This window comes from Olsenella sp. AGMB03486, assembly GCF_040884255.1.
Classification (GTDB): domain Bacteria; phylum Actinomycetota; class Coriobacteriia; order Coriobacteriales; family Atopobiaceae; genus Olsenella_L; species Olsenella_L kribbiana.
Genome location: NZ_JBEVTM010000013.1, coordinates 40,819 through 66,543, shown reverse-complemented (window position 1 = coordinate 66,543; position 25,725 = coordinate 40,819). Strand labels below are relative to the sequence as shown.

Genomic DNA, 25,725 nt, shown 5'->3' with positions numbered 1-25,725 from the left:
CTCTATATGCGCAGCCCGGCAGAGGGGCCCCTGCATCATGCGGGGGCCCTTCCTGCATCTGCCGGCACTCCTGTGCTGGTAACAGCCATGCAACTCTACACGGCTATGCTGTGTTCCGGCAAACTTCAAGAAGGAGAAGCATATGTCTGTCGAAGCAGTCAGGAACTATCTCAAGCCGTATGGCATAGCGGACCACATCATCGAGTTCGATGCATCGTCAGCTACCGTAGAAGAGGCAGCCGAAGATCTGGGATGCAAGCCGGCTCTGATTGCAAAGACCATGGCATGCATGGTGGGAGAGAAGGCGGTGCTTGTCGTCTGTGCGGGCGATGCAAAGCTCTGGAGCTCTGCCTTCAAGAAGGAGTTCGGCACGAAGCCGAAGTTCGTTCCTGCCGATGAGCTCACAGATATCGTCGGCCACCCTATGGGCGGCGTCTGCCCCTTCGCGGTGAAGGACGGCGTCGAGACCTATCTCGACTGCTCGCTCAAGCGCTTTGATACGATTTTCCCTGCTGCTGGCAGTGCGAACTCTGCGGTGGAGATCACGCTTTCTGAGCTTGAGGAGTGTTCGCAGGCTGAAGGCTGGGTCGATGTGTGCAAGGGCTGGCGCGACGAAGCTGCTGAATAGAAGACAAGCATGAATGGGGGGACGCAGATGCGCCCCCCCATTTCATATGCACAGGAGATGCATCTATCAGGGAAGCTGCCTTCCTGCTGCCATGTAGAGCTCATACCATTCCCTGCGTGTGAGCTCGATATCGGCACCCTTCGCCAGGTCGGCAAGATGCTGCTCATTTGTCGTGCCGACGATGGCCTGCATCTTGCCGGGATAGCGGAGGTTCCAGGCAATGGCTATGGCGGCAGGCGTCACGCCGTGCTCCTCGGCAATGCGCTTCAGGACCTTATTGAGCTCTGGGAACTTCGGATTGTCCAGGAACGTGCCTTCGAAGTAGCCATACTGGAGGCTCGACCAGGTCTGGATGACCTGGTCGTGGGCGAGGGCGTATTCGAAGATGCCGCCGTCACGCATGGTGGCATCATTGCACTCCATGTTCGCATTGAGGACGGTCTCGAAGGCAGGGGCAAAAGCGATAGAGAGCTGTACCTGGTTGGCGGCAAGCGGGAAGGGGCAGGCAGCCTGCAGGCGCTTCATGGTGGCCGGGTTCTCGTTCGAGACGCCGGAGTCCTTCACGAGCCCTTCCTTGCGAAGCTCTGAGAGGGCTTCTGAGACCTCGTTGGCATCCATCAGGATATCGGGACGATGGAGAAGAAGAGCGTCCACCTGATTGACTCCCAGGCGCTTCAGAGAGGCATGCGTGGCATCCAGGAGATACTGCTTCGAGAAGTCATAGTAGGTAAGGCCGTTGTCCCTATGGATGCCGACCTTCGTCTGCAGGAACAGCTTGTCGCGAAGGCCTGGCTCCTTTGCAAAGACCACTCCCAGAAGGCGCTCTGAGTCGCCTCCTGCATAGATGTCTGCGGTATCGATTGCATTGATTCCAAGTTCGAGGGAGGTGTGGAGGAGATGGGAGAGAGCCTTTGCATCCATCTTGTCCACACGCATGAGGCCAAGCATGACAGAGGAGACCTTCGTTTTGCCTGGTCCGAATTCCGTATAGCGCATAGATTTCCTTTCAAAGCGGAATTGCTTCCATCAAGCATAGTGGAGTTGGGCTCGAGAGAAGAAGATGCACCAGCAAGCGGCGGACATCGCCTTTCAATAAGAGAGGAACCAGAAAGCTTCTGCCATCTGGTTCCTCAGACATTCTTTGTATCTATTGCCTATTCATTGCCTATTCGAAGGCGATATTGCCAAACTCGGAGAGCTTCAGGGTCTTGTTGTTCTCTTCTGCCCAGTTCAGGTTCCACTGGCTTGTGAAGAGCAGGAGCCTGCCGCCTCGCATATCTTCGACGCGGCAGGTGTCGCGCGTGAGGTTCAGGGTCTTGAGGTCGAGCTCGTCAGGCGAGTTCTGGATCCACCGGATGATCGAGTAGGGAAGAGGGGTCCTGCGCACGGCGACATGGTATTCGCTCTGGAGACGCTGCTCCAGGACATCGAACTGGAGGACGCCGACGGCACCGACGATCACGGACTCCATGCCGGAGCCGATTTCGCGGAAGATCTGGATGGCGCCTTCCTGGGCAAGCTCCTCCATGCCCTTCACGAATTGCTTGCGCTTGAGCGTATCGACCTGCGTGATGCGGGCGAAGTGCTCGGGAGCGAATGTCGGGATAGGCGGATACTTGACAGGCGTCTTGCCGGCGCAGACCGTATCTCCGATCGAGAAGATGCCCGGATCGAAGAGGCCGACGATATCGCCTGCATAGGCCTCGTCCACGGTTGCGCGGTCGTCTGCCATCATTGCGGTGCCGGTCGCGAGCTTGATATGGCGGTCGCCCTGCACATGATAGGCATCCATGCCGCGCTCGAACTTGCCGGAGCAGATGCGCACGAAGGCGATGCGGTCGCGGTGCCTCGGGTCCATGTTTGCCTGGATCTTGAAGATGAATCCGCTGAACGGATTCGTGGCAGGATCGATGGTCTCGCCGGAGATCGTGTCCTTGTAGGCAAGAGGGGCAGGGGCAAGGCGCAGAAAGTCCTTGAGGAACGGCTCGACGCCGAAGTTCGTGAGGGCGCTGCCGAAGAAGACCGGCGTGAGCTTGCCGTGGCGCACGGCATCGAGGTCGAACTCGTTGTCGGCTCCGTCGAGGAGCTCGATATCATCGATCAGGTTCTTGTGGTTCTCTTCGCCGATGAGATCGTCGAGCGCCGGGTCGCCGAGCTCCGCCTCGATCTCTCCGACCTTCTTCGTCGCATTGGCGCGGCCGTCGCCCTCGAAGGCAATGACATGGCGGGAATTGCGGTCGAAGACGCCCTTGAAGTTCCTGCCCGATCCGATTGGCCATGTCATCGGATAGGTCCCTATCCCAAGCACGTCCTCGATCTCCTCCATAAGGTCGAAGGGGTCGCGGGTGTCGTGGTCGAGCTTGTTCACGAACGTGAAGATCGGGATATGGCGGAGGGTGCAGACCTTGAAGAGCTTGATCGTCTGCGCCTCGACGCCCTTGGCGCCGTCGATGACCATGACAGCGGCATCGGCAGCCATGAGGGTACGGTAGGTATCCTCGGAGAAGTCCTGGTGGCCCGGGGTATCGAGGATGTTGATGCAGTGGCCCTCATACGTGAACTGGAGGACGGAGGACGTGACGGAGATGCCGCGCTCCTTCTCGATGTCCATCCAGTCGGATACGGCATGCTTCGAGCTCGACTTGCCCTTGACGGAACCGGCAGTCTGGATGGAGCCGGTATAGAGGAGGAGCTTCTCGGTCAGGGTCGTCTTGCCCGCATCCGGGTGGGAAATGATCGCGAAGGTGCGGCGCTTCGAGATCTCGTCAGACACATTGCTCATGCTTTGCCTTTGGGTATGCCGATGCAGAGGCATCGGAACTAGATTCTTGAACCCATACATTCTAAAGGCGCAGGGGGCCTGCAGGGGCAACTGCACAAGAAGAGCAGGTGATTGGGCTAGATGAGGCCTACAAGGAAGAGGCCTAAAAGGGCCGCAGCACAGACGGCAAGCGCTGCCCAATCCTTCTGCTCCATATGGAGCGGGTGCCACTGCGTGCGGCCCGCTCCGCCCTCATAGCAGCGGGCATCGAGGGCGCGTCCCACATTGTGGGCATGGCGGACAGAGCTTGCAAGGAGGGCTATGACAACAGGGCCGATGCCGTGGATGCGCCGGGAGAAGGAGCCCGAGTCCCAGCCGCCGCCACGAGCACGCTGTGCATCGATGATGGCAGAGGCCTCATCAGCAATCGTCGGGATGAAGCGGAGCATGAGGGAAAAGACCATCGCAAGCTCATGCCCCGGAAGGCCAAAGCGGCTCAGGGGCGCAAGCACGCCGTCGAAGGCATCGGTAAGCTCCGTCGGTGTTGTCGTCATGAGCAGAAGCGCTCCTGCAAGGATCGCGACCGTGAAGCGCAGGGGGTAGAGCACGGCGTCCCAGAGGCCGGCCGAGGTGATCTCGATGGGTCCGAGCGTGAAGACAGGCGTGCCTGTACGCACGAAGAACAGGTTGAAGATGCCGAGGAAGACAAGGATGAGGACAAGCGGCTTTATGGACTCGGCAATCTTCTTCGCAGGGATCCTGCTTGCAGCGATGAGGGCGCCTGCAAGCACATAGACATAGAGGAGCTGGAGCGGCGTCTGGATGAAGAAGATGACAAGCATGACCGCAAGGGCGCAGCCTGCCTTCACGCGGGGGTCGAGCCTGTGGAGGAAGGAGGGGTGCGGATAGTACTGGCCAATGCCTATCCTCATTGTCATGCTATTCCCCTCCTTCCGAGAGCATTGAAAGGATGGCCTCAGCAAGGGCATCGATCGTGAGCGGGTTTCCTGCCGAGGAAGCTATGCAGCCGTCTTGGCCGAGGCGCTCTTCGAGTGCGAGCGCGAACGTCAGGGCAGAAGGAAGGCCGAGCCCCCGCTCGTGCAGGAGCTGGGCATTCTGTCCGCAGAAGATATCTTCGGGCGTGCCGGACATGAGGAGCTCAGACTCGTCGAGCACAAAGATATGGTCGGCACGTGCGGCATCGTCCATCGAGTGCGTGATCTCGATGGTCGCAGTACCTTCTGCATGCACGGCATCGAGGATATGTGTGAGCTCATGCCTGCCTGAGGGGTCGAGGCCGGCTGTCGGCTCGTCGAGTACGAGGATCTCAGGTCCCATTGCGATGACACCGGCAAGGGCGCACTTCCTTTTCTGGCCGCCGGAAAGCTCGAACGGGGAGACATCCCTCTTCTCTTCGAGGCCGACGAGGGCAAGGGCATGTTCGACGCGGCGGGAGACTTCCGTATCGGAGAGCCCCAGGTTCTTCGGCCCATAGGCGACATCTTCTGCGACCGTCTGGGCAAAGAGCTGGCGCTCGGGATGCTGCATCACGTAGCCGATCTTTCCATGGAGAAGGCGGCGGCCGCGCCTTTTTGCCGTCGAGATGCCGAGGACGGAGATCTCTCCTTCATCCGGCACGCCGAGGGCACAGATGAGGCGGGCCAGGGTCGACTTGCCCGATCCGGTCTGGCCGACGATCGCACAGGACTCGCCTGCCGAGACAGCAAGGCTCACGTCCTTGAGGGCGGGCACCGTCTGCGCGGAAGAGTCCGTGTAGCGAAAGGTCACATGGGAGACGGAAAGTGCGGGTGCACCATTTGCGGGGATGTCTGCACGCTTCTGTGGCAGGGGACAGATGCCTGCCGAAGATGCCGGGATGCACGCCGCCAGCTCGTCCAGGAGCTCCGTCTCGGACGGGGTCCAGACGATATCGGATCCGCCCGCGCGCAGACGGCGGGAAAGCCTTCCGGCAAAAGGCTCTTCGAGGCCCAGTGCCGCTATCTCATCCTCGTGGGAGAAGACCTCGGCAGGTGTGCCGTCGAGCGCGATTCTGCCGCGGGAAAGGACGATGACGCGGTCTGCTGCGAGGGCCTCCTCCATGAAATGGGTGATATGGATCACAGTCCTGCCGGCATCCCTGAGGGCAGAGATGACCTTCATGATGGAGCGTCGGCCGCGGACATCGAGAAGCGCTCCTGGCTCGTCGAAGACGAAGAGCTCGGGGTCCATAGCAAGGGTGGCGGCAATCGCGACACGCTGCTGCTGTCCTCCGGACATGCGGGTAGGGTCGCGCTTTGCATAGTCTTCGAGCGCGACCTTGTGGAGCGAGCGCTTCACGCGCCGGCCGATCTCATCGGGTGCAAGTCCCAGGTTCTCGGGACCGAAGGCGACATCGTCCTCGACGACCGTCGTCACGATCTGGTCGCCGGGATTCTGGAAGACAAGGCCACACTTCCGCCTGGCTTCGCGGTAGGCTTCGAAATCGGCCGTTCCGTCCTCGAAGACACGCTTGCCCGCAATCTCGACCGTGCCCTCATCGGGCGCAAGAAGGCCGGAGATGACGGCAGCAAGGGTCGACTTGCCTGAACCGTTCGCGCCGAGGATGCAGAGATGCTGACCTAAGGGAACATCGAGCGAGAGATCATCGAGTGCCTGTATGCCATGCTCGAATCTGAGCGTGACGCCGTCGAGGCGAATTTCGGAAGTGCGGCTTTCCTGCATCGCTACTCGCTATCTGCAAGCGCCTTCGTGACGGGCTTGTAGATGAGGCCGCACACGACGCAGTTGATGAGGACCTTTGCAGCATTGAAGGGAAGAAGGGCAGGAACGATGAGCGCTGCCACCTGCTCTGTCGTCATGCCTGCATAGATCGGCGTGACGATCAGGTTGCCGACGATGCAGCAGAGGACAGAGACGACGGCACCTACGACCATTCCTGCGATGGCGCCCTTCATCGTCGTGTGCTTCTGGTAGATGAGGCTGGCGGGCATCACGAGCGAGAAGGTTGCAAGCATTGCCATGACCATGCCCCAGAAGCCGGAGGCCGTCGCGATATGCGGCAGGTAGGAGATGATGGAGACCGTGGCGCCGACGGCAGGGCCGAAGGCGAAGCCTGCGACGAGCGCGACGATGCTGGAAGGATCGTACTGGAGCCAGGGCACACCCGGCAGGAGAGGAATCTCGATGAAGAGCGTGCAGACAGCAGCAAGCGCGCAGAAGAGTGCCGTGACGGCAATCCTCTTCGTGCTCCAGCCTCCCTGGGCTGTCGTCGAATGCGTGTCATGGTGAGAAGTGGCTTTGGCCATAATAGGCCCTCCGTTTCTTCCATCCGGACTGTAACCGTTGGTCCTGGATTCTCACCAGATCAGCCGCTCTTTTCTTCGCGGCGCGCGGACTTGGGAGCACGCATGCTCCGTCACCACCAGTGGGGAATTGCACCCCGCCCTGAAACTGACACTCGAACAGTAGCACTCCAAGGAAGAAAAGGGAAACATATCTTCGCTGAGAGCCATTCCCGTCATGCAATCGTTACAGGAAGGCCCTCCCGGCAGTCTGGCGTGCCAGGAGGGCCTGATGTGCAGATCTCTGCCTGCCCTTATGCATGCTCCTCGATGACGCGCTCCTCGTGCGTCTCACGGGAGGGACGGATGCCATCGAATCCCCAGATAGCCACAGCGACCCAGACGGCAGCGCCCGCCGCAGCCTCGAGGCCATACATGAGAGGTCCATGGTAGGGGACGAGGAAAGCAAGCAGCAGCCCTGCCCCTGCAGGAGGAAGCCAGCACCTGAGGCCGTTCCAGATGAGGATGAGGCCCACGAAGGCAAGGGCGAGGGCAAGCTCGAGCGGAAGCACTCCTGCCTCGACGGCAGCACGGGCAAGCGAGCCTGTCATGGCAGCGCCCGCAAGGGCGCACCAGCCCTTCCAGGGGCGCAGGCGCAGCGTGAAGTCAGGACGTGTGAGCTCCGTGTAGGCAACGAGCAGGGGCGGCACGGCGAAGAATGGCTGGTTCAGGAAATAGGCAGGGGCAGAGATTGCGGCAAAGACAGCGAGGCGCTTCATCCAGCTCGTGAATGCCTGGTCCTTCGGAAGCCGGAAGGGATGGTAGTCAAGAGGCTCCCTGAGCCCTGCGCGCTCGAGCGCTATCTGGCCCAGGCAGACCAGCGAGACGAGCACGATCACGGCGACAGGATAGACCCACTCCCTCGTGCCGAGAAGCACGGGCAGGATTGCAGCCGAGAGCATCGGCGTCATGTCCGCTGCCACGATGTTCATCATGAGGGCACAGAAGGCATAGCCGAGGACGGCACGCGCCCACATCGGTCCCGGCATGAAGAGGTTCAGGAGCACTCCGAAGACAGCACCCGATCCCATGAGGAGGAGCATGCGGGGACGGTCGATGTTCCAGGCCTGGTGAGGCTGGATCCAGGCGCCGCAGACGATAGCGGTGATCTCCGGGAAGAGGATCTCCGAGCAGGAGGTGATGTCGGAGACGGCTGCCATTGCGACGACGAAGATGCCGCTCAGAAGAATCGGAAGCCATCTCTGCCTCAGTGTCATGCTTGCCATGCTCTATCTTGCCTTCCTGCCGGTAGTCTGCGCAAAGAGACATTCTAGGCCGTATGGGGCGCATCTTGGCGGGTGAAAGCGCAGGAAAAGACAGGCATTGCAGAGACCGTTGCATGAAAGGCAGGATGTGGCGGTAAATACTGGGGCGCATTCCGCCCATGCGGGATGCGCCCCTGCAAACCCGAAGGTTTTTCATCCAGGCACATGCGCCAGCCTGGTGCATATGCCGAATGCGTGCTTCACAGCAAGGCTATCTGCTGCTGGGAGGCGCTCCGTTATACTCGGGAATGATAAACAGTGACGCATCAGGCTTCCGCCGGAGCGGGAGGGAGACCATATGGGACAGAACAGCGATGCACAGGAGCGGGCAGAAGAGCTCAAGTCGGTGGTGGGAAAGGGCAATATCCTCACGGACGAGCCGATGAGCGAGCATACGACCTTCAAGATCGGCGGTCCTGCCGATCTCTTCGTGCTGCCAGGAAACGCCGATGAGGTGAAGAAGACGCTTGAGGTCCTGAAGACGGCTGGCATGCCGTACTTCATTCTGGGCAAAGGCTCCGATCTCCTCGTCGACGATGCGGGGTACCGTGGCGCCATCGTCTCGCTCGAGCGCTTCTGCGAAATTCATGTCGAGGGAACGAAGCTTCGCTGCGGGGCAGGGGCGACCTTGAAGGATGTATGCGCTGCGGCTGAGGCAGCAGGCCTTTCGGGCCTCGAGTTTGCCTGCGGCATCCCGGGTTCTGTCGGCGGTGCTGCCTTCATGAACGCAGGAGCCTATGACGGGGTGACGGCCGATGTGCTCGAGTCGCTTGCGGCGCTCGATGCAGACGGCAATATGCGTACCTACCAGAACGCTGAGCTCGATTTCGGCTACCGCAGGAGCCGCGTCCGCACGGAGGGCCTCATCGTGCTCGAGGTCACCTATGCGCTCAAGCGGGGTGACAAGGCAGAGATCCAGGCGAAGATGGACGATCTCACGCGCAGGCGCGAGGAGAAGCAGCCGCTCGAGTATGGCAGTGCAGGCTCCACGTTCAAGCGCCCTGAGGGCTTCTTTGCCGGCAAGCTCATCACCGATGCCGGGCTCAAGGGCTACCGTGTCGGCGATGCAGCCGTCTCCACGAAGCATGCCGGCTTTGTCGTGAACCTGGGCCATGCGACAGCGAAAGATGTCCATGCGGTCATCGGGCATGTGCAGGATGAGGTGCTGAAGCAGTTTGGCGTCTTCCTCGAGCCTGAGGTGCGCTTCCTCTAGAGCAGGCAGTACAAAGACAAGAAAAGAGCGGGCAGAAGCTGTCTTCTGTCCGCTCTTCTGCTGGAGAGGCTCTGCCTCAGAGGGCTTCGAACTTAGCGTTGGGGCTCGGGGTGATGGCCTCGGTATCGCGCTCGCCAGTCCTGATGCGTATTGCATGGTCAATGTCATACCAGAAGACCTTGCCGTCGCCTGGCTCGCCGGTGTGTGCCGCCTTCACGATCGCATTGACGGTCTTCTCTGCCCAGTCCTCGTTCGAGACGACGATCTCGAACTTCGCCTTCGGCAGCATGTTCATAGCGACCTTGTTGCCACGGACCATGTGGGTGTAGCCGAGCTGGGTGCCGCAGCCCATGACCTGGGAGACCGTGATGCCACGAACATCTATGGCACGCAGGGCTTCCTTCACGTCCTCGAGGCGCTCTTCACGCACGATTGCTTCTACCTTGATCATATTGCTGCCTCCTGGCTAATCGTCGAGACCGGTGAAGGACGGATAGGCACGCTCGCCGTGCTGTGTGAGGTCGAGGCCGATGTGCTCCTCGTGCTCTGTGACACGCAGAGATCCGCAGATTGCCTTCGTGAGGGCAATGCAGATGAGCGAGCCCACGATAGCAAGCGCTATCGTCACCAGTATGGCAATGATCTGGGCGCAGATGAGGCCAGTATCGCCGAAGAAGAGGCCATTCCACTGGAGAGCAGGGTTTACGGCCTTGCTTGCAAAGAGGCCTGTTGCAATGCCTCCCCAGATGCCTCCGATGCCATGGCATCCGAAGGCATCGAGTGCATCGTCGTAGCCGAAATGCGCCTTCATGCGGGAGCACGTGAAGTAGCAGATGACAGCACCGATGAAGCCGATGGGAAGCGCTGCAGCAAGAGGCACGAAGCCGCAGCCTGGCGTGATCGCCACAAGGCCGATCACGAGGCCGGTGCAGGCACCGACAAGCGTCGGCTTGCGGTCGAAGAGCACATCCATGAGCATCCAGCCAAGCTCCGCTGCAGCTGCAGAGAGCGCCGTCGTCGCGAAGGCATGGACCGCGAGGCCGTCAGCAGCAAGGGCAGATCCTGCATTGAAGCCGAACCAGCCAAAGAGGAGGATCGTCGCGCCGATCGCGACAAGCGGGATGTTGTGGACGCGGTAGTTCACATCCGAATAGCCGCTCCTCTTGCCGAGCGCGAGGCAGAGCACGAGCGCCGAGATGCCGGAGCTGATATGGACGACATTGCCGCCGGCAAAGTCGACTGAGCCGATTGAGGCAAGAAGGCCGCCCTGGCCCCAGACCATGTGGGCGATGGGGTAGTAGACGACGAAGGACCAGAGCAGGATGAAGACAAAGAGCGCCTTGAAGCGCATGCGCCCTGCAACCGAGCCCGTGATGAGGGCAGGGGTGATGACAGAGAACATCATCTGGAAGAGCGCATAGGCAAGGAATGGAATCGTCGCTGCATAGGGGCCTGCCGCATCGGCAGAGACGCCCTGCATCATGAGGTAGTCGAAGCCGCCGATGATGCCTGCGTGGTCGGACCCGAACGAGAGCGAGAAGCCGACGCAGATCCACAGGACGATCTCGAGGCCGATCGTGAAGAGCGATGCCAGGATGTTGTTCACGACATTCTTCCTGCGCCCCAGCCCGCCATAGAAGAAGGCGAGTCCTGGTGTCATGAAGAGCACCAGCGCGGCCGAGAGCAGCACGAAGGCTGTATCCGCATTGTTCATATGAAAGCTCCTTCCCTGAAGCATGCACACTGAAGACGGTACGGGGCGTCTGTTGCGGGGCCGTGACAGGGCGATTTCAGGAGCGCAGTATTGGTATTACGATATGCGGACCACAAGACCAGAGGACACTATCGAACCAGAGGCAGACAACTGCGAACAGATGCATGATTTCATTCAGGCGCGGCTCAGTGCGGTCTCAGGGACAAGCAAGCTCCATAAAGGCTGTTCAAGGCTTCTTAAGGGAGCGGCTGTTTCTGTGGAGTGTCGATGAGTCCTTCTGTTAGGCGTATAGTGTTGAATGCGCTATCTGTACTCACTTGCAGTTATTGCAAAACGTAGCATGCCCCGTAAGGAGTGAACGTGACACCTATAGATCAGAATACCGACGAGACGAGGCGCACGCCCTCCCTCTCACGCCGCAGCGCATTGAAGATGATGCTGAGCGCTGCTGGCGCCCTTGCCGTGCTTGGCAGCCCGCTTCGCGCTTTCGCAGACGATGTGGCCGATGCAACGGCTGCCGCCAATGATGCAGCGAACCAGCTTGCGGAGACGCAGTCCCAGCTCGATGCTGCCCAGTCTGAATACGATTCGATCTCAGCCCAGCTTACGCAGATTCAGAACGACTATGAGGACCTTGCAAAGCAGCAGGCAAACACCCTCTCCCAGATCGAGGATGTCCAGAAGCAGATCGATGCGACGCAGGAGGACATCGACGAGAAGCAGGCCGATCTCGACCAGAAGCGCCAGGTGCTTGGTGCACGCATGGCATCGTCGTACAAGGCAGGAAACGACAACCTGATCTCGATCGTCCTGAATTCCGATTCGTTCGAGGACCTGTTCCAGAACGTCTACTACCTCGACAAGATCACGGCAGCAGACAATGCGATGATCCAGGAGGTCAAGGCCGCGAAGGATGAGCTCGATGCGCAGAAGGCTGCGCTCGAGGACCAGAAGTCCCAGCTCGATGCCCTGAACCAACAGCAGACCGAGCAGATGAACCAGATGGCCCAGAAGCAGCAGGAGGTTGCCGACCTTCTTGCGAATGCAGACTCTGCCGTCCAGCAGCTCCTTGCCCAGAAGGATGCCGACCTCGTTGCCTACAACAACGCCGAGCAGGCACGCCAGCAGGCAGAGGCGGCAGCAGAAGCCGAGCGCCAGCGCCAGGCAGCAGCTGCAGCAGCTGCCGCAGCAGCGTCGTCAGGCTCGTATTCCGGCTCCTATGCCGCTTCCGGCGCGGGTGCCATCAGCACGGGCGGCGGCAACGGTTCGCTCTCGTCGGTGCTTTCTGCCTGCAGCAGCACGCCGTCACCGGGCTATGGCTACTGCGCTGCCTGGGTCACGAACGTGTTCCAGAATGCAGGTGTCGGCTACTTCGGTGGCAATGCCTGCGACATGTATGCCTCATGGTGCGGCAGCTCGAACAGGGGCGACCTCCAGCCGGGCATGATTATCGCTGTCTCCTCGCACAACCTCGACGCCGCAGGCAGGATCTACGGCCATATCGGCATCTACGTCGGCAACGGCACCGTGATGGACAACATCGGCTATATCAGGAGCACGAGCGTCGATTCCTGGATTTCCACGTTCTCGGGCGTCGTCCCGGCACGCTGGGGCTGGCTCGGCGGTGTCGTGCTGGCATAGGCACAGACATTCAGAAGGGCACTGCCAAGCGGGACCGGATCTTGAATTCGGTCCCGCTTTTTTCAGAGCGAGCATGCCTGATTGACGGACAGAGAAATTAAAAATCAGATCTTGATCTTTTCCGAAAGCTGAGAGATCATCTGACCAGTGCTCCGGACGGAGCGCTGGGTATTCGGGGTCGGATGATCTCAAGCATATATCAGAGCAGGGAGAGACTGGTCTGATCTGTCTGGGCCGAGCAATCGGCTTTTCTTTTCTCTCGGGAAGCCACCTGCCCCCGTATTCCAACATCGGATTATGTTTGGGGGACGCTATGGCAACAGATGCAATCATCATCAGGCTCAAGCAATCGAATGAGCAGGAGGTTGGCGATATAACACGCGTCGTCGGTCTCATGCCGGCACGCCACATGGCTGACATCATCAATGTGCTCGACCTTGAGGCAAATCCTCGCAATTCCCGTCTGGGAAGCGTGACGGACGATATCGAGAGGTCCATAGAGAACGATGAGAATGGTACGGGCCAGAAGCTTTTCCCGCTGAAGTCGAAGGGCGTCTTGATTGCAACTTCCAGATTCACGAAACTGGACAGGGGCCGCTACAAGCTCTCGTTTGGGGATCTGAGCGTCGAGGGAATACTCGACGGAGGACATAATACGCTTGCCATCGGCCGCTACATTCTCGACCAGGCGGAGACGTTTGCAGGAAAACCCAAGCCACGGAAGAGAGATGTGTCTCTCTGGGCAGACTTCAAGAAGGTGTGGAACAGCGAGCGCTCCGATATCGCTACGTATCTTGATGCCATTTCGGATAGCAGAGATGCTCTGAAGAGCGAGGGCATAGGAACGCTCAACTTCGATGTGCCCGTCGAGCTCCTTCTTCCCTTGAAGCCGGAAGATCCGGAGTGCCTGGAGACGTTCCACTCCTCGCTTCTCGAGATCTGCGATGCGCGCAACAACAATGCCCAGCTCACTGCGGGCACGAAAGGCAACAAGGAAGGACTCTTCGACTCGTTCAAGGCGTTGTTCGAAGAAAAGGATCCTGTGTTTGCGAAGAAGATCAGCTGGAAGACGAACGACGGAGGAACCATCGATTCGCGTAGCCTTGTTGCGCTTGCCTGGATACCCCTGTCGCTTACGACGTGGGTTGAAGGCTCCGATAAAATCGTCGAGCTGCCGAAGCCGATGAGCATCTATAGCGGGAAAGGCTCCTGCCTCGAGAGGTATCTCGATCTCATGCGCGATCCGCATATCTCGTCAGCCAATACCAATGGAAACGAGAAAGAGCTGCATGACCTGCAGGTGCTGAGTGCGCTGAAAGTGGCTGTGGATCTTCCAAAGCTCTTCGATCTCATCTACATAAACTTCCCGGACTATTACAACAAAGACGGATCGTACGGCAAGATAACTGCCGTGAAGGGCATGCAACACAAGGACAAAGACAAGAAGAATGCCAAGCCGTATTACACGCCGTATTATGGCATGACATGCAATCAGCCGGTGCCGGACGGCTTCATCTATCCTCTGGTCTATGGACTTCGTGCCTGCATGAAGCGGAACAAGGACGACAGGATCGAATGGACGCTCGACCCCTTCGACTTCATCGAGAGCGACGAATTCAGCAGTGCGGCTGCAGATTACTGCGGCGTCATTCGGCAGAGCGACTACGATCCGCAGAAAGTAGGCAAGGGAAGCTTCAGCTATAGCGCTGCCTTGACCGGTCTCAAGCTTGCTGCCATCGACTATCGTGCTGACTGCGAGCAGTAGGAAGGGCCTGCTGCATCTTGGATGCATCAAAACGAGCGGCCGGACTCCAGGAGGAAACCGGCCGCTCTGCTGCTTTGCGATGGGCTCAGGACTAGTTCTTGAGGGAATTGAGCGGTGCCGGGAAGCGGCCGCCACGGTGGGCAAAGACCTTGCCGGCATACTTGTTGACGGGCATGACAGGAGCGGAGCCGAAGAGGCCGCCGAACTCGAGCATGTCGCCTTCTTCCTTTCCGATGGCAGGGATGAGGCGTACGGCCGTCGTCTTCGTGTTGATGACGCCGATGGCCATCTCGTCTGCGATGATGCCTGCCATGGTCTCGATGGAGGTATCGCCCGGAATGGCAATCATATCGAGGCCGACCGAGCATACGCTTGTCATGGCCTCGAGCTTCTCGATCGAAAGGGCGCCCTTCTCGGCAGCCTCGATCATGCCAGCATCCTCGGAGACCGGGATGAAGGCGCCGGACAGGCCGCCCACCGAGCTTGATGCCATGACCCCGCCCTTCTTGACGCAGTCATTGAGAAGCGCGAGGGCGCAGGTCGTGCCAGGGCCGCCACAGGTGCCGACACCGATAATCTCCAAAATCTTTGCGACGGAGTCGCCGGCTGCCGGCGTCGGTGCCAGCGAGAGGTCGACGATGCCCTTCGCGACGCCGAGCCTACGTGATGCCTCGCGGCTCATGAGCTCGCCGGCACGGGTGATCTTGAAGGCGGTCTGCTTGATCTTCTCTGCGACGGTCATGAGGTCTGCATTGTCGGGGAGCTGCGAAAGCGCTGCTGCCATGACGCCAGGGCCAGAGACGCCGACATTGATCACGGCATCTGCCTCGCCGACGCCGTGCACGGCTCCTGCCATGAACGGGGAGTCTTCGACCATGTTCGCGAAGCAGACGAACTTGGCTGCACCGTAGCAGTCGATATCGGTCGTTGCCTGGGCGCAGGCACGTATCGTCTCTGCGGCACGCAGGACTGCATCCATGTTGATGCCGGCACGGGTCGAGGCAACGTTCAGGGACGAGCAGACACGCTCGGTCGTGGAGAGGGCATCAGGGATGGAGTTGATGAGGCGCTGGTCGGCGCTTCCCATGCCCTTCTGCACGAGGGCAGAGAAGCCGCCCATGAAGTCGATGCCCAGAGTCTCAGCAGCCCTGTCCATCGTGCGTGCGATCGGGGAGAAGTCCTCATCGGCGCATCCTGCCGCGACCATAGCAATCGGCGTGACAGAGACGCGCTTGTTCGCGATGGGGATGCCATATTCGCGCTCAAGGTCTTCGGCCGTCTCGACGAGGTGTTCTGCCTGCGTCACGATCCTGTCGTAGATCTTGTCGCACATGCGGTCCATATCCTCGTCGGCGCATCCGAGAAGCGATATTCCCATCGTAATCGTGCGCAGGTCGAGATTTTGCTCTGATACCATGGCCAGAGTCTCTGCGACCTCATTCGGAGTGATGTCCATGCTGCCCCTTATCGTCTGTGCTGGTATGTCCCAAGTATGGCAGAGAAGGGACGCATGTACGTCCCTTCTCTGCTGTAGATGCATCAATTTTTACTTTCCGGCTGCTGCTGTGCCGTCCTTCTCGGCCTGCTTCTCCTGCATAGCCTTGAGGCCTTCCTTTGCCATGTCCTCGAGCATGCCGGTGTAGATCTTGGCCTTCGTCTGCTGGCCGCGGTTGCCGTACTGAAGCGCTATGAGGGAGAGGAGCTGGGCCTTGCGCTCGCCCTTGGCATCTTTGAGCTCCTCGAGCATATCGTCGAGGTAGACAGAGCTCCTGTTCGCGATGATCTCATACATCTGGCGGCAGGACTTCTCGTAGGCTTCATCCTCGTCGCGTGCCTCGATGAGCTTCAGCATCTTCTTGGCATCCTTGTACTTGCCGGCATCGAGATAGAGCGTGAATGCCTTGTCCTCGGCGGCAGCGCGCTGCTTCTTGTTCAAGCGGGCATTGAGCAGACGGTCGCAGACCTCGAGGGCATGCTCGTCGTCGCCCTTTGCGATATAGGCATTCATGCGCACGAAGTCGCGGTTGAAGGGATGCAGGTACATCTTCGCAATGAACGAATCCATGTACTTCAGGAGCTCGTCGTAGGAGCCCTGAGCGAAGTAGCGCGTGATGCGGTCGGAAGCGACGCGGCGCATGATGAAGTCGATGAGGATGAGGACGATAACCAGGATGAGGGTTATCTGCATGGGCGTGCTCATGATCAAATCCTTTCTGGGCTTGAGGCCCAGTGTCTGCGTACCTGTTGCGTCCTTGGGGGAGGGGCGCATGTAGCTATCAGTATACGGATTGGGAGCGCTCGGGCGCCATAAGGATGGCAAAAGGCGCAGGTCCCTGGAGGAACCTGCGCCTTGGAAGTGCTTATGGCTGCCTTCTGCTGTTATGCGAAGTAGGCGACGCCGCCCTCGAGCAGCGGCTGGAAGCGGTTGCCCGGGATGTTCTGGTAGCAGCCCTTGCTCACGCGCTCTGAGTGGCCCATCTTGCCGAGGACGCGGCCATCGGGGCTCGTGATGCCCTCGACTGCCATGAGGGAGCCATTCGGGTTGAAGGCAAGGTCCATCGAAGGCGTGCCTTCGTCGTCCACATACTGCGTGGCGACCTGGCCCTTTGCGATGAGGTTCTTGAGGACTTCGTCAGAGGCGACGAAGCGACCCTCGCCGTGGCTGATCGCGATGCGGTGCAGGTCTCCGACCTCGCACTTGGAGAGCCAGGGGGAGAGGTTCGAGGCAACGCTCGTCGTGACGATGCGGGACTGGTGGCGTCCGATCGTGTTGAACGTCAGGGTCGGGCTTGCAGCGGTCGTGTCGACGATATCGCCGTAGGGAACGAGACCGAGCTTGATGAGGGCCTGGAAGCCGTTGCAGATGCCGAGCATGAGGCCATCGCGCTTCTGCAGGAGGTCGCGCACCGCCTCCGTGATCTGCGGGTTCCTGAAGAAGGCGTTGATGAACTTTGCGGAGCCATCAGGCTCGTCGCCGCCGGAGAAGCCGCCCGGCAGCATCACGATCTGGGACTCGTTGATCGCCTTTGCCATGGCCTCGACAGACTCTGCAACCGCCTCGGGCGAGAGGTTGTTGAGGACCAGGGAGCGCGGAGCGGCACCTGCACGCCTCCAGGCACGCTCGGAGTCATACTCGCAGTTCGTGCCTGGGAAGACCGGGATGATGACGCGGGGCTTGCCGAAATCGACACCGCCTGCAGGGGCTGCGAAGTGCACGGGCTCGTAGTCGTGCTCCTCTGCCTTCCAGGCAAGCTTCTCGAGAGCTGGCCCTTCAGCGACGCCGCGGTACGGATAGACATCCTCGATGCCGTGCTCCCAGGCCTCCTGGAGCGTGGCGCCGGCCAGGGTCTCGCCGCAGGCACGGATATGGTAGTCAGCGGCCGTCTCGCCCAAGGGAGCGACAGAGACATTCTCGGGTGCCTTTGGCACGATGCAGCCGTCTGCAAGCTCGACGATATAGGAGCCATAGGCAGGCGTGAAGAGGCTCTCGACCGTATAGGTATCAGCAACATCGACGCCGATCTGGTTGCCCAGGCACATCTTGAAGAGGGCTTCGGCCACGCAGCCATAGCCCGGCGTCGAGACAGCGACGGCGCCCTTGTCGGCAATGAGCTTCTCCACGAAGGAGGAGGCAGCAAGGAAGGAGTCTGCCTCGGGCACAAGGCCATCCTCGTGGTAGGCAGGGACGACAGCGATGACGCGAGAGCCTGCGTGCTTGAACTCGGGAGAGACGATTGTGTCGATCGTGCCCAAGCCTGTCGCGAAGGAGACAAGGGTAGGCGGCACGTCGAGGTCCTCGAAGGAGCCAGACATCGAGTCCTTGCCGCCGATCGAGGCAAGGCCCAGATCCATCTGCGCCATGAGCGAGCCGAGAAGGGCTGCTGTCGGCTTGCCCCAGCGCTCAGGCACGTCGCGGAGCTTCTCGAAGTATTCCTGGAACGTCAGGTAGAGGTCCTTGTGGGCAAAGCCCGTGGCCACCATCTTTGCGACAGACTCGACGACGGAGAGGTAGGCGCCGCGGAACTGGTCTGCGCTCATGAGGTAGGGGTTGAAGCCCCATGCCATGCCCGAGCAGGTCGTCGTCTCGCCCATGACGGGGAGCTTTGCGACCATGGCCTCGGCAGGCGTGAGCTGGGTCTTGCCGCCGAATGGCATGAGCACGGTCGAGGCGCCGATCGTGGAGTCGAAGCGCTCGGAAAGGCCCTTGTTCGAAGCAACATTGAGGTCGCGGACAAGGGAGTCCATCTTCTGGCCGAAGGTCGTGCCATCCCAATCGTGGGAATAGGGCTTCTGGGCCTCCACATGCACCTTCTGGTGCTTCGGGGCGCCGTTCGAGCTCAGGAACTCGCGGGAGACGTCGACGATGGTCTCGCCGTCCCAGACCATGCGCAGGCGCTTCTCTTCGGTCACGCGGGCAACGACCGTGGCCTCGAGGTTCTCCTCGTGGGCGATCTTCAGGAACTCGTCGACATCCTCAGGCGCCAGGGCAACAGCCATGCGCTCCTGGGACTCGGAGATGGCAAGCTCGGTGCCGTCCAAGCCCTCATACTTCTTCGGGACGCGGTTGAGGTCGATGAAGAGCCCATCTGCAAGCTCGCCGATAGCGACAGAGACGCCGCCTGCGCCGAAGTCGTTGCAGCGCTTGATGAGGCGGCAGGCGTCCTTTCTACGGAAGAGGCGCTGGAGCTTGCGCTCGACAGGAGCATTGCCCTTCTGGACCTCGGCACCATCCTGGGCCAGGGACTCCACATTGTGAGCCTTGGAGGAGCCGGTGGCACCGCCGATGCCGTCTCGTCCCGTGCGGCCGCCGAGGAGGACGATCTTGTCTCCCGGAGCCGGGCACTCGCGGCGGACATGGTCAGCGGGCGTGGCACCGACGACAGCGCCGATCTCCATGCGCTTTGCCACATAGCCTGGATGATAGAGCTCGGAGACCTGGCCGGTTGCAAGGCCGATCTGGTTGCCGTAGGAGGAATAGCCTGCTGCAGCCGTGCGGCAGATCTTGCGCTGCGGAAGCTTGCCCTCGAGCGTCTCGGATACCGGCTGCGTCGGGTCGCCTGCGCCGGTCACGCGCATGGCCTGATAGACATAGGAACGGCCAGAGAGCGGGTCTCTGATGGCGCCGCCGATGCAGGTGGCAGCTCCGCCGAACGGCTCGATCTCGGTCGGGTGGTTGTGTGTCTCGTTCTTGAAGAGGAAGAGCCAGTCCTCGGGCTTGCCGTCCACATCGACCGTGCACTTGACGGTGCAGGCATTGATCTCTTCGGACTCATCGAGGGTCGTAAGTATTCCTTTGTGCTTCAGATACTTGGCACCGATCGTGCCCATGTCCATGAGGCAGAGCGGCTTCTTGTCGCGGCCAAGCTCGTGGCGGGCGTCAAGGTAGCGCTGGAAGGCCTGCTTCACGACCTCGTCGTCGATCTCCATATCGTCGAGGTTCGTGCCGAATGTCGTGTGGCGGCAGTGGTCGGACCAGTAGGTGTCGATCATCTTGATCTCGGTGATGGTCGGCACGCGGCCTTCGCTTGCAAAGTAGCGCTGGCAGAACTTGATGTCGGCGAGGTCCATGGCAAGGCCACGCTCGTCGATGAAGGCCTGAAGACCCTTCTCGTCGAGGTCGAGGAAGCCTTCGAGCTTCTCCACCATCTTCGGCTTCGGATACTCGGTCTTGAGCGTCGCCTTCTTCTCGAGCGATGCCTCGCGGGCCTCGACCGGGTTGATCACATAGCTCTTGATCTGGGCGATATCGTCATCCGAGAGCTTGCCTTCAAGCACATAGACCTTGGCAGAGCGGACAAGGGGGCGCTCGCCCTTCGAGATGAGCTGCACGCACTCGCTTGCAGAGTCTGCACGCTGGTCGAACTGGCCGGGGAGCGACTCGACGGCGAAGACATAGGAGCCTTCTGCGACTGGAGGCATCTCCTCGAGGCTGGTGTCGTCCACCTGCGGCTCGCTGAAGACGGTCGGGATGCACTCGTGGAAGAGTGCGTCCGTGATGCCTTCGACGTCGTAGCGGTTGATGATGCGGAGCTTTTCGAGGCCGGCAATGCCGAGCATGTGCCTCAGCTCATGGGAAAGGTCTTTTGCCTCTCCGTTGTAGCCGTCCTTCTTCTCCACGTAGATGCGCTGGACCATGGTCCTACCTTCCCGGGGGTGTGGTGGCACGTACAGCTCAATTCTACGTCTCGGCCAGGGGAGGAGAGCCCACCTGTTTGCCTGCTGATAACACTCCCTGCAAATACCGCATACGGAAGGGATGGGTGTCCAGAGCAGGGGTGGGTCCCGTGCAGGCAGCCGGCGTTCTGTTTCCACCCGCTTTCCGGAAGCAGGGAAAGGGCCTCAAGAGGGACCGTCTGCAGGCAGCTGCTGTGAATTGAACCTACTTCCTGGAAAGTTCAACGATTGGTGCATACAAGCTGTGCTATGCTGCCACTTGCATTGAACATACGGCAGCAGATGAATTGAACTTCTCATAAAATTGAACTTGTTGCGCATGCAGGGAAGGAGCGCGCATGGAAAGCAGGACTGCAGCGGAGCCCCAGGCCTTTGCCCGGCGTCTGGAAGATGCGATGCAGGAGCGCCACCTCAAGCAGGTCGACCTCATCCATATGGCAGAGGATGCCGGCGTGAAGCTCGGCAAGAGCAAGCTCAGCCAATATGTAGGAGGAAAGACCTACCCGCGTCCCGAGATGCTCGATTTCCTTGCCCAAGCACTTGATGTGCCGTCTGCATGGCTTGGAGGAACGGAAGCCTCCGATCCTGCAGCAGCACAGAAGGCACCTGAACCCAGCACAGACCAGAAGAGCACGACAATTCCGGAAGGACGTCCGATGCGCGAATTCACGAAGTCCCACAAGCTCGACAATGTCCTCTACGACGTGCGTGGCCCCGTGGTCGACGAAGCCAACCGCATGGAGGAGGCGGGCACCCATGTCCTGAAGCTCAACATCGGCAACCCTGCTCCCTTCGGCTTCCGCACGCCGGACGAGGTCGTCTACGATATGAGCCGCCAGCTCACGGAATGCGAGGGATATTCTGCCAGCCGCGGCCTCTTCAGCGCCCGCAAGGCCATCATGCAGTATGACCAGCTCAAAGGCCTGCCCAATGTCGAGATGAACGATATCTATACCGGCAACGGCGTCTCCGAGCTCATCAACCTCACGATGCAGGCGCTGCTCGATGACGGGGACGAGATCTTGATCCCGAGCCCGGACTATCCGCTCTGGACGGCATGCGCCACGCTTGCAGGCGGGCATGTCGTGCACTATCTCTGCGACGAGAAGGCCCATTGGTATCCTGACATCGAGGACATCAGGAAGAAGGTCACGCCGCGCACGAAGGCCATTGTCATCATCAATCCGAACAACCCCACCGGCGTCCTCTATCCGAAGGAGGTCCTGGAAGAGATTGTCGAGGTCGCACGCGAGCATCAGCTCATGATCCTCTCCGACGAGATCTATGACCGCCTTGTCATGGACGGCAAGACACACGTTTCCATCGCAAGCCTGGCGCCGGACCTGTTCTGCATCACCTACTCCGGCCTCTCGAAGTCCCACATGATCGCCGGGTATCGTATTGGATGGATGACGATGTCGGGCAACAAGGACTGCGCACGCGACTTCATGATGGGCATCAACATGCTCTCGAACATGCGCCTGTGCTCCAATGTGCCGGCACAGTCCATCGTCCAGACGGCTCTGGGCGGGCACCAGTCGGTGAACGACTACATCGTGCCGGGCGGCCGTGTCTATGAGCAGAGGAACTTCGTCTACGACGCCCTCAAGAGCATCGACGGCGTCGAGGCCGTGAAGCCGGATGCTGCCTTCTACATCTTCCCGAAGCTCGATCCGAAGAAGTTCCATATCACCGACGACGAGAAGTTCGCGCTCGACCTGCTGCGCCAGAAGAAGGTGCTGATCGTCCACGGCAAGGGCTTCAACTGGGAGACGCCGGGATATTTCCGCATCGTCTATCTGCCGCGCATCGAGACCCTGCGCGAGGCCATGAACAAGCTTGCCGATTTCCTGAGCTACTACCACCAATAGGAGGATCCGCAGATTCCAGAGATGTCCAGAAGCGCCGTGTCCCGAAAATGGGGTGCGGCGCTTCTGTGCCGTTCCGGCGTCCTTGCCAAGGCTCTGGGGTCTCTCTTGAGATCTGCGCTATCGGCACAGACCCATACGTGGCACCGGAAAGCGCTGTCCGGTGCCTAGGACATCCAGGGAAGTGCAGGCGCCGGTGTCGGGTGCGTGCCGATCATGCGCTCCATCCACACCACGTCGTACCACTGGCCGAACTTGTAGCCGCATCTTGCGAAGCGGGCACAGAGCGCATACCCCAGCCTCTCGTGGAAGCGGATGCTCGCATCGCCGAGATAGGGGTCCTCGGTCCGGTCTTCGGGCAGGGCCGTGATGCAGGCATACATGTTCTGGATGCCCATCTGGGAAAGCTTCTCTTCGAGCCCGGCATAAAGCGCCCTGCCGATGCCTTTTGCGCGTTGGGCCCTGTCTACATAGATCGAGGTCTCCACAGACCAGGAGTAGGCGGCGCGTCCATGATAGACGCCCGCATAGGCATAGCCCAGAAGATGGCCGGGCTCTTCTGCGTCTGCTGCCACAAGGTAGGGGTAGCGCCCGAGCGTATGGGCAATGCGGGATTTGAACTCCTCGGCCGAGGGAGCCTCATATTCGAAGGTGATGGCCGTCTCCTCGACATAGGGACGGTAGATGGCAGCAAGCCTTTCTCCGTCATCGGGGGTGGCAGGGCGGATGAGGATGCCTTGTTCGGACATGGAAGCTCCCAGGTTTTGAGGAATCGGTTCATTGACAGTCTATGGCAGGAGGGACCTTTCGGCATGAGTTGCCGCAGGCTTGTTACGTTGCTGCATTTGCCGAGAGGCGTTGTGGTACAAATGCTGAAGGGGTATACGAGACACGAGACGTGCTTCGGCGCATTCGCTTCCGAGGAGGCCTGCCATGGAAGAGGACTTTACCGTCCACAGCGACGCGATGGACAGGGATTTCGATGTTGAGGTCTATGGAGCGGGCGGAGCGCCCCTCATCGTGCTTCCGGAAGGCAATGGCTCCTGCTCGAGCTGGAACGACCATGGCATGGTCGAGACGCTCTCCGACCGCATCGACGACGGGACGATACAGCTCTTCTGCGTCGACTCGGCAGACCCTTCCGGCTGGTACTTCGCAGAAGGCGCTGCACGCTACCGCAAGAAGGCGGCGCTTTCCTACATCAAGTTCCTCTGCCAGGAGTTCGTGCCGTTTGTGCGTACGAAGAACCAGGGCCTTCCCATCCTTGCCGGCGCCGGCATCGGCGCCCTCAATGCCGCCATCGCAATGCTCCAGCACCCTGAGCTCTTCGGCGGCCTCCTTGCGATGTCGGGCACCTATGATGCAAGAAACATCGTCGGGGAGAGCTTCGACGATGTATGGGAGCAGCTCTCGCCGGTCGATATCGCACAGCATCTGACGGCGGCCCAGAAGAAGTCTTTGGCTCCCCGCCATCTTGCCTTCGTGTCAGGCCAGAATGTATCCGAGGACGGAGTCAAGACGCAGCATGTCCTCGAGGCGATCTTTGCAGACCAGGGCATCGACGCCACATTCGAGTACTGGGGCGAGGATGTCACGCACAGCTGGATGTGGTGGCAGGAGATGGCACGCCAGATGGTGCCCTGCCTTCTTTCCAGGGATGGTCTCGAGGAACGGAAGAGATGCGGCATCCTCTCCCGTGCAGAGATAGCAGCTTCCGAGGCAGAAGATGTCTTCGAGGCAAGAAGGCAGGACCTTGCCGGAGCGCAGGCCTGGCTCGACAATGCCTCCGAAAATGCGGATGCCACCTCGAAGCGGCTTGACGCCGAAAAGGCCAATGTCGCTGCGCGCGCAGACCGTGCACGCGCGCTCCAGGAGAGCGCCAATGCGCTCTGGAGCGCGCGCGATGCAGCGGCACAGGCGCTTGCGGAGGCAGAGGCCCGTGCCCGCGCTGCGCAGGACGAAGCGGACAGGGCAGCCCATGCCCTCTCCGATGCCCAGTGGATCGAGGGCGAGGCCAAGGCCGCCCAAGCATCTGCCATCGAAGAGAAGAGGCGCGCGAAGGAGTCGGTCGCGACGCAGAAGGATGCGCTCGAGCGTGCCCGCTATGCAAAGACGCGTGCAGAAGCGGCGCTCAAGGCAGCTGCTGCCCAGAAGAAGGCATAGCGCTGCTCCCGGACCGGGCATGGTAGGAAAACTGAACTGGTTGGCTTGGATTGCATGAAGGGGCTGGTATCGTACAGATGCCAGCCCAGTACATACGGCTGCTCTACCCCGGCTGCACCTCACGGTAGAGGCGGGGAGCGCCTGCGCGGTAGGCGCTCGGGCTCTGTCCGCACATCTCGCCGAAGCGGTAGCTGAAGTTCGATTCGCTCGCAAAGCCTACCTGCCGGGCAATCGTGGCAACAGGAAGCGTCGTCTCTGCAAGGAGCTCCTTTGCCTGCGTGATGCGGTAGCGCAGAAGGTAGCTATGAGGGGTCGTTCCGAGCTGGCGCTTGAAGAGGCGGATCAGCTGCGAGGTGGAGATGGCAGCCTCCCGGGCTACATCGTCCACATGGAGGTCCTCTGCGTAGTGCTCTTCCATGTAGCGGCGCGCCACCGATACGGCATCGAACTCGACGAAGGATCCTCTCGAGTCAGGAGCAAGCGCAATGGAGGTCAGGAGCTTGTCCACGGCAAGCGATGTCGTCAAGGACTCTATATATCCTTCCTTCTTCATGTTCTCGAAGATCGTCTCGAAGATGGGCCTCACGTCTGCAAGGGGCAGGCTTACCGGCTGGAGCTTCGGGAGCCCCATGGCCTGGGAGATGGCATCGGCACCGGCGCCGTTCACATGGGCCCAGAGATGGTACCAGTGGTGGCGCACGGGATCGGTGACATAGCGCTGGGGTGCCCTGCAGTCCATAAGGAGGGCCTGGTTCTGGCCAAGCGTCACAGACTGGCCTCCCTGCTCGATGATGCCTGCGCCTCCGAGCGTATAGAAGACAAGATAGGCATCCTTGTGGGAGCGTTCCGTCACAAAGCGCTCGCGTGCGTAGAACGTGCCTGCCTCCGTGCAGAAGAAAGGGAGGGAGCGGCCTGTCTCGCTCGGCGTGGACCTGAACCAGGTGCTCCTCTTCTCGATATCCATGGTGTAGGTGAGCATGGCATCTCCTGGGAAAAGACGTCGCAAAGGCTTACTCGGAACAGCTTATCATGACAGGGGATGGGCATGCGCAAATATCGAAACACAGCATTGGCTGGCAGTGTCGGTCCGTATATATGTGCAGCATATCCTTCGTTTCAATGAAGCGAGGAAGCAGGCGCAGATAGGGAATCTGCATCATGCCGAGGACGGGCTTGCCTGAGGCCATGCTAT

General features: G+C 60.2%; 19 protein-coding genes and 1 riboswitch. Of the genes, 6 read left to right on the top strand and 13 right to left on the bottom strand.

What is annotated here, in order from left to right; translation table 11 throughout:
• Positions 1-142 precede the first annotated feature (142 nt).
• Positions 143-628, top strand: a complete 486-nt coding sequence (locus tag ABVS03_RS07780) for a YbaK/EbsC family protein (RefSeq protein WP_368018665.1) — start codon at positions 143-145, stop codon at positions 626-628.
• Positions 629-694: 66 nt separating this feature from the next.
• Here ABVS03_RS07780 and ABVS03_RS07775 read toward each other — a convergent pair whose 3' ends face one another.
• From ABVS03_RS07775 to ABVS03_RS07750, 6 genes are all read right to left on the bottom strand, one after another.
• Positions 695-1,624: an aldo/keto reductase gene (locus ABVS03_RS07775; RefSeq protein ID WP_330971493.1), complete on the bottom strand. Its 930-nt coding sequence runs from the start codon at positions 1,622-1,624 to the stop codon at positions 695-697.
• Positions 1,625-1,793: 169 nt separating this feature from the next.
• Positions 1,794-3,410 (bottom strand): peptide chain release factor 3, encoded by a 1,617-nt coding sequence (locus ABVS03_RS07770; protein ID WP_368018664.1) that lies wholly within the window; start codon positions 3,408-3,410, stop codon positions 1,794-1,796.
• A 116-nt stretch (positions 3,411-3,526) separates the two neighbouring features.
• The gene (locus tag ABVS03_RS07765) at positions 3,527-4,327 is read right to left on the bottom strand and encodes an energy-coupling factor transporter transmembrane protein EcfT (RefSeq protein ID WP_368018663.1); all 801 of its coding nucleotides are present in this window, start codon (positions 4,325-4,327) and stop codon (positions 3,527-3,529) included.
• Position 4,328: 1 nt separating this feature from the next.
• Positions 4,329-6,110, bottom strand: a complete 1,782-nt coding sequence (locus tag ABVS03_RS07760) for an ABC transporter ATP-binding protein (protein ID WP_368018662.1) — start codon at positions 6,108-6,110, stop codon at positions 4,329-4,331.
• 2 nt (positions 6,111-6,112) lie between these two features.
• On the bottom strand, positions 6,113-6,694 hold the full coding sequence (locus ABVS03_RS07755; RefSeq protein WP_368018661.1) for an ECF transporter S component: 582 nt from the start codon (positions 6,692-6,694) through the stop codon (positions 6,113-6,115).
• A gap of 7 nt (positions 6,695-6,701) precedes the next feature.
• Positions 6,702-6,845: riboswitch (FMN riboswitch) on the bottom strand.
• 139 nt (positions 6,846-6,984) lie between these two features.
• On the bottom strand, positions 6,985-7,956 hold the full coding sequence (locus tag ABVS03_RS07750; RefSeq protein WP_330971488.1) for a hypothetical protein: 972 nt from the start codon (positions 7,954-7,956) through the stop codon (positions 6,985-6,987).
• 337 nt (positions 7,957-8,293) lie between these two features.
• Between ABVS03_RS07750 and murB the strand changes: the two genes are divergently transcribed.
• Positions 8,294-9,208: a UDP-N-acetylmuramate dehydrogenase gene (murB, locus tag ABVS03_RS07745; protein ID WP_368018660.1), complete on the top strand. Its 915-nt coding sequence runs from the start codon at positions 8,294-8,296 to the stop codon at positions 9,206-9,208.
• A 76-nt stretch (positions 9,209-9,284) separates the two neighbouring features.
• On the opposite strand, the gene ABVS03_RS07740 is transcribed toward murB, so the two are convergent.
• Together ABVS03_RS07740 and ABVS03_RS07735 are read right to left on the bottom strand one after the other, a co-directional pair.
• Positions 9,285-9,659 (bottom strand): P-II family nitrogen regulator, encoded by a 375-nt coding sequence (locus ABVS03_RS07740; protein ID WP_330971486.1) that lies wholly within the window; start codon positions 9,657-9,659, stop codon positions 9,285-9,287.
• Between the two features lie 15 nt (positions 9,660-9,674).
• Positions 9,675-10,922: an ammonium transporter gene (locus ABVS03_RS07735; protein WP_368018659.1), complete on the bottom strand. Its 1,248-nt coding sequence runs from the start codon at positions 10,920-10,922 to the stop codon at positions 9,675-9,677.
• 360 nt (positions 10,923-11,282) lie between these two features.
• Between ABVS03_RS07735 and ABVS03_RS07730 the strand changes: the two genes are divergently transcribed.
• Positions 11,283-12,563, top strand: coding sequence for a coiled-coil domain-containing protein (locus ABVS03_RS07730; RefSeq protein ID WP_368018658.1), 1,281 nt, complete (start codon positions 11,283-11,285; stop codon positions 12,561-12,563).
• 313 nt (positions 12,564-12,876) lie between these two features.
• Positions 12,877-14,328: a hypothetical protein gene (locus ABVS03_RS07725; protein ID WP_368018657.1), complete on the top strand. Its 1,452-nt coding sequence runs from the start codon at positions 12,877-12,879 to the stop codon at positions 14,326-14,328.
• 91 nt (positions 14,329-14,419) lie between these two features.
• On the opposite strand, the gene ABVS03_RS07720 is transcribed toward ABVS03_RS07725, so the two are convergent.
• The 3 genes from ABVS03_RS07720 to ABVS03_RS07710 form a co-directional block, all read right to left on the bottom strand.
• On the bottom strand, positions 14,420-15,784 hold the full coding sequence (locus ABVS03_RS07720; RefSeq protein ID WP_330971477.1) for a PFL family protein: 1,365 nt from the start codon (positions 15,782-15,784) through the stop codon (positions 14,420-14,422).
• 90 nt (positions 15,785-15,874) lie between these two features.
• Positions 15,875-16,528 carry a hypothetical protein gene (locus tag ABVS03_RS07715; protein WP_368018656.1) on the bottom strand — a complete coding sequence of 218 codons (654 nt, stop codon included), beginning with the start codon at positions 16,526-16,528 and terminating at the stop codon, positions 15,875-15,877.
• A gap of 179 nt (positions 16,529-16,707) precedes the next feature.
• Positions 16,708-20,463: a phosphoribosylformylglycinamidine synthase gene (locus ABVS03_RS07710; protein ID WP_368018655.1), complete on the bottom strand. Its 3,756-nt coding sequence runs from the start codon at positions 20,461-20,463 to the stop codon at positions 16,708-16,710.
• A gap of 377 nt (positions 20,464-20,840) precedes the next feature.
• Between ABVS03_RS07710 and ABVS03_RS07705 the strand changes: the two genes are divergently transcribed.
• Positions 20,841-22,373 carry an aminotransferase class I/II-fold pyridoxal phosphate-dependent enzyme gene (locus ABVS03_RS07705; RefSeq protein ID WP_330971474.1) on the top strand — a complete coding sequence of 511 codons (1,533 nt, stop codon included), beginning with the start codon at positions 20,841-20,843 and terminating at the stop codon, positions 22,371-22,373.
• 164 nt (positions 22,374-22,537) lie between these two features.
• Here ABVS03_RS07705 and ABVS03_RS07700 read toward each other — a convergent pair whose 3' ends face one another.
• Positions 22,538-23,119: an N-acetyltransferase family protein gene (locus ABVS03_RS07700; RefSeq protein ID WP_368018654.1), complete on the bottom strand. Its 582-nt coding sequence runs from the start codon at positions 23,117-23,119 to the stop codon at positions 22,538-22,540.
• 184 nt (positions 23,120-23,303) lie between these two features.
• Here ABVS03_RS07700 and ABVS03_RS07695 point away from each other — a divergent pair, with 184 nt between their 5' ends.
• Positions 23,304-24,533 (top strand): alpha/beta hydrolase-fold protein, encoded by a 1,230-nt coding sequence (locus ABVS03_RS07695; protein ID WP_368018653.1) that lies wholly within the window; start codon positions 23,304-23,306, stop codon positions 24,531-24,533.
• A 103-nt stretch (positions 24,534-24,636) separates the two neighbouring features.
• Here the strand turns inward: ABVS03_RS07695 and ABVS03_RS07690 are convergent, their stop codons facing one another.
• A complete protein-coding gene (locus tag ABVS03_RS07690) occupies positions 24,637-25,512 on the bottom strand; it encodes a helix-turn-helix domain-containing protein (RefSeq protein WP_368018652.1) in 876 nt (291 codons plus the stop codon).
• Positions 25,513-25,725 lie beyond the last annotated feature (213 nt).

What these genes read in the sequence shown, in the direction of transcription:
- ABVS03_RS07780 (WP_368018665.1), top strand. Translation starts at nt 143, where the DNA reads ATGTCTGTCGAAGCAGTCAGGAACTATCTCAAGCCGTATGGCATAGCG.
- ABVS03_RS07775 (WP_330971493.1), bottom strand. Translation starts at nt 1,624, where the DNA reads ATGCGCTATACGGAATTCGGACCAGGCAAAACGAAGGTCTCCTCTGTC.
- ABVS03_RS07770 (WP_368018664.1), bottom strand. Translation starts at nt 3,410, where the DNA reads ATGAGCAATGTGTCTGACGAGATCTCGAAGCGCCGCACCTTCGCGATC.
- ABVS03_RS07765 (WP_368018663.1), bottom strand. Translation starts at nt 4,327, where the DNA reads ATGACAATGAGGATAGGCATTGGCCAGTACTATCCGCACCCCTCCTTC.
- ABVS03_RS07760 (WP_368018662.1), bottom strand. Translation starts at nt 6,110, where the DNA reads ATGCAGGAAAGCCGCACTTCCGAAATTCGCCTCGACGGCGTCACGCTC.
- ABVS03_RS07755 (WP_368018661.1), bottom strand. Translation starts at nt 6,694, where the DNA reads ATGGCCAAAGCCACTTCTCACCATGACACGCATTCGACGACAGCCCAG.
- ABVS03_RS07750 (WP_330971488.1), bottom strand. Translation starts at nt 7,956, where the DNA reads ATGGCAAGCATGACACTGAGGCAGAGATGGCTTCCGATTCTTCTGAGC.
- murB (WP_368018660.1), top strand. Translation starts at nt 8,294, where the DNA reads ATGGGACAGAACAGCGATGCACAGGAGCGGGCAGAAGAGCTCAAGTCG.
- ABVS03_RS07740 (WP_330971486.1), bottom strand. Translation starts at nt 9,659, where the DNA reads ATGATCAAGGTAGAAGCAATCGTGCGTGAAGAGCGCCTCGAGGACGTG.
- ABVS03_RS07735 (WP_368018659.1), bottom strand. Translation starts at nt 10,922, where the DNA reads ATGAACAATGCGGATACAGCCTTCGTGCTGCTCTCGGCCGCGCTGGTG.
- ABVS03_RS07725 (WP_368018657.1), top strand. Translation starts at nt 12,877, where the DNA reads ATGGCAACAGATGCAATCATCATCAGGCTCAAGCAATCGAATGAGCAG.
- ABVS03_RS07720 (WP_330971477.1), bottom strand. Translation starts at nt 15,784, where the DNA reads ATGGACATCACTCCGAATGAGGTCGCAGAGACTCTGGCCATGGTATCA.
- ABVS03_RS07715 (WP_368018656.1), bottom strand. Translation starts at nt 16,528, where the DNA reads ATGAGCACGCCCATGCAGATAACCCTCATCCTGGTTATCGTCCTCATC.
- ABVS03_RS07710 (WP_368018655.1), bottom strand. Translation starts at nt 20,463, where the DNA reads ATGGTCCAGCGCATCTACGTGGAGAAGAAGGACGGCTACAACGGAGAG.
- ABVS03_RS07705 (WP_330971474.1), top strand. Translation starts at nt 20,841, where the DNA reads ATGGAAAGCAGGACTGCAGCGGAGCCCCAGGCCTTTGCCCGGCGTCTG.
- ABVS03_RS07700 (WP_368018654.1), bottom strand. Translation starts at nt 23,119, where the DNA reads ATGTCCGAACAAGGCATCCTCATCCGCCCTGCCACCCCCGATGACGGA.
- ABVS03_RS07695 (WP_368018653.1), top strand. Translation starts at nt 23,304, where the DNA reads ATGGAAGAGGACTTTACCGTCCACAGCGACGCGATGGACAGGGATTTC.
- ABVS03_RS07690 (WP_368018652.1), bottom strand. Translation starts at nt 25,512, where the DNA reads ATGCTCACCTACACCATGGATATCGAGAAGAGGAGCACCTGGTTCAGG.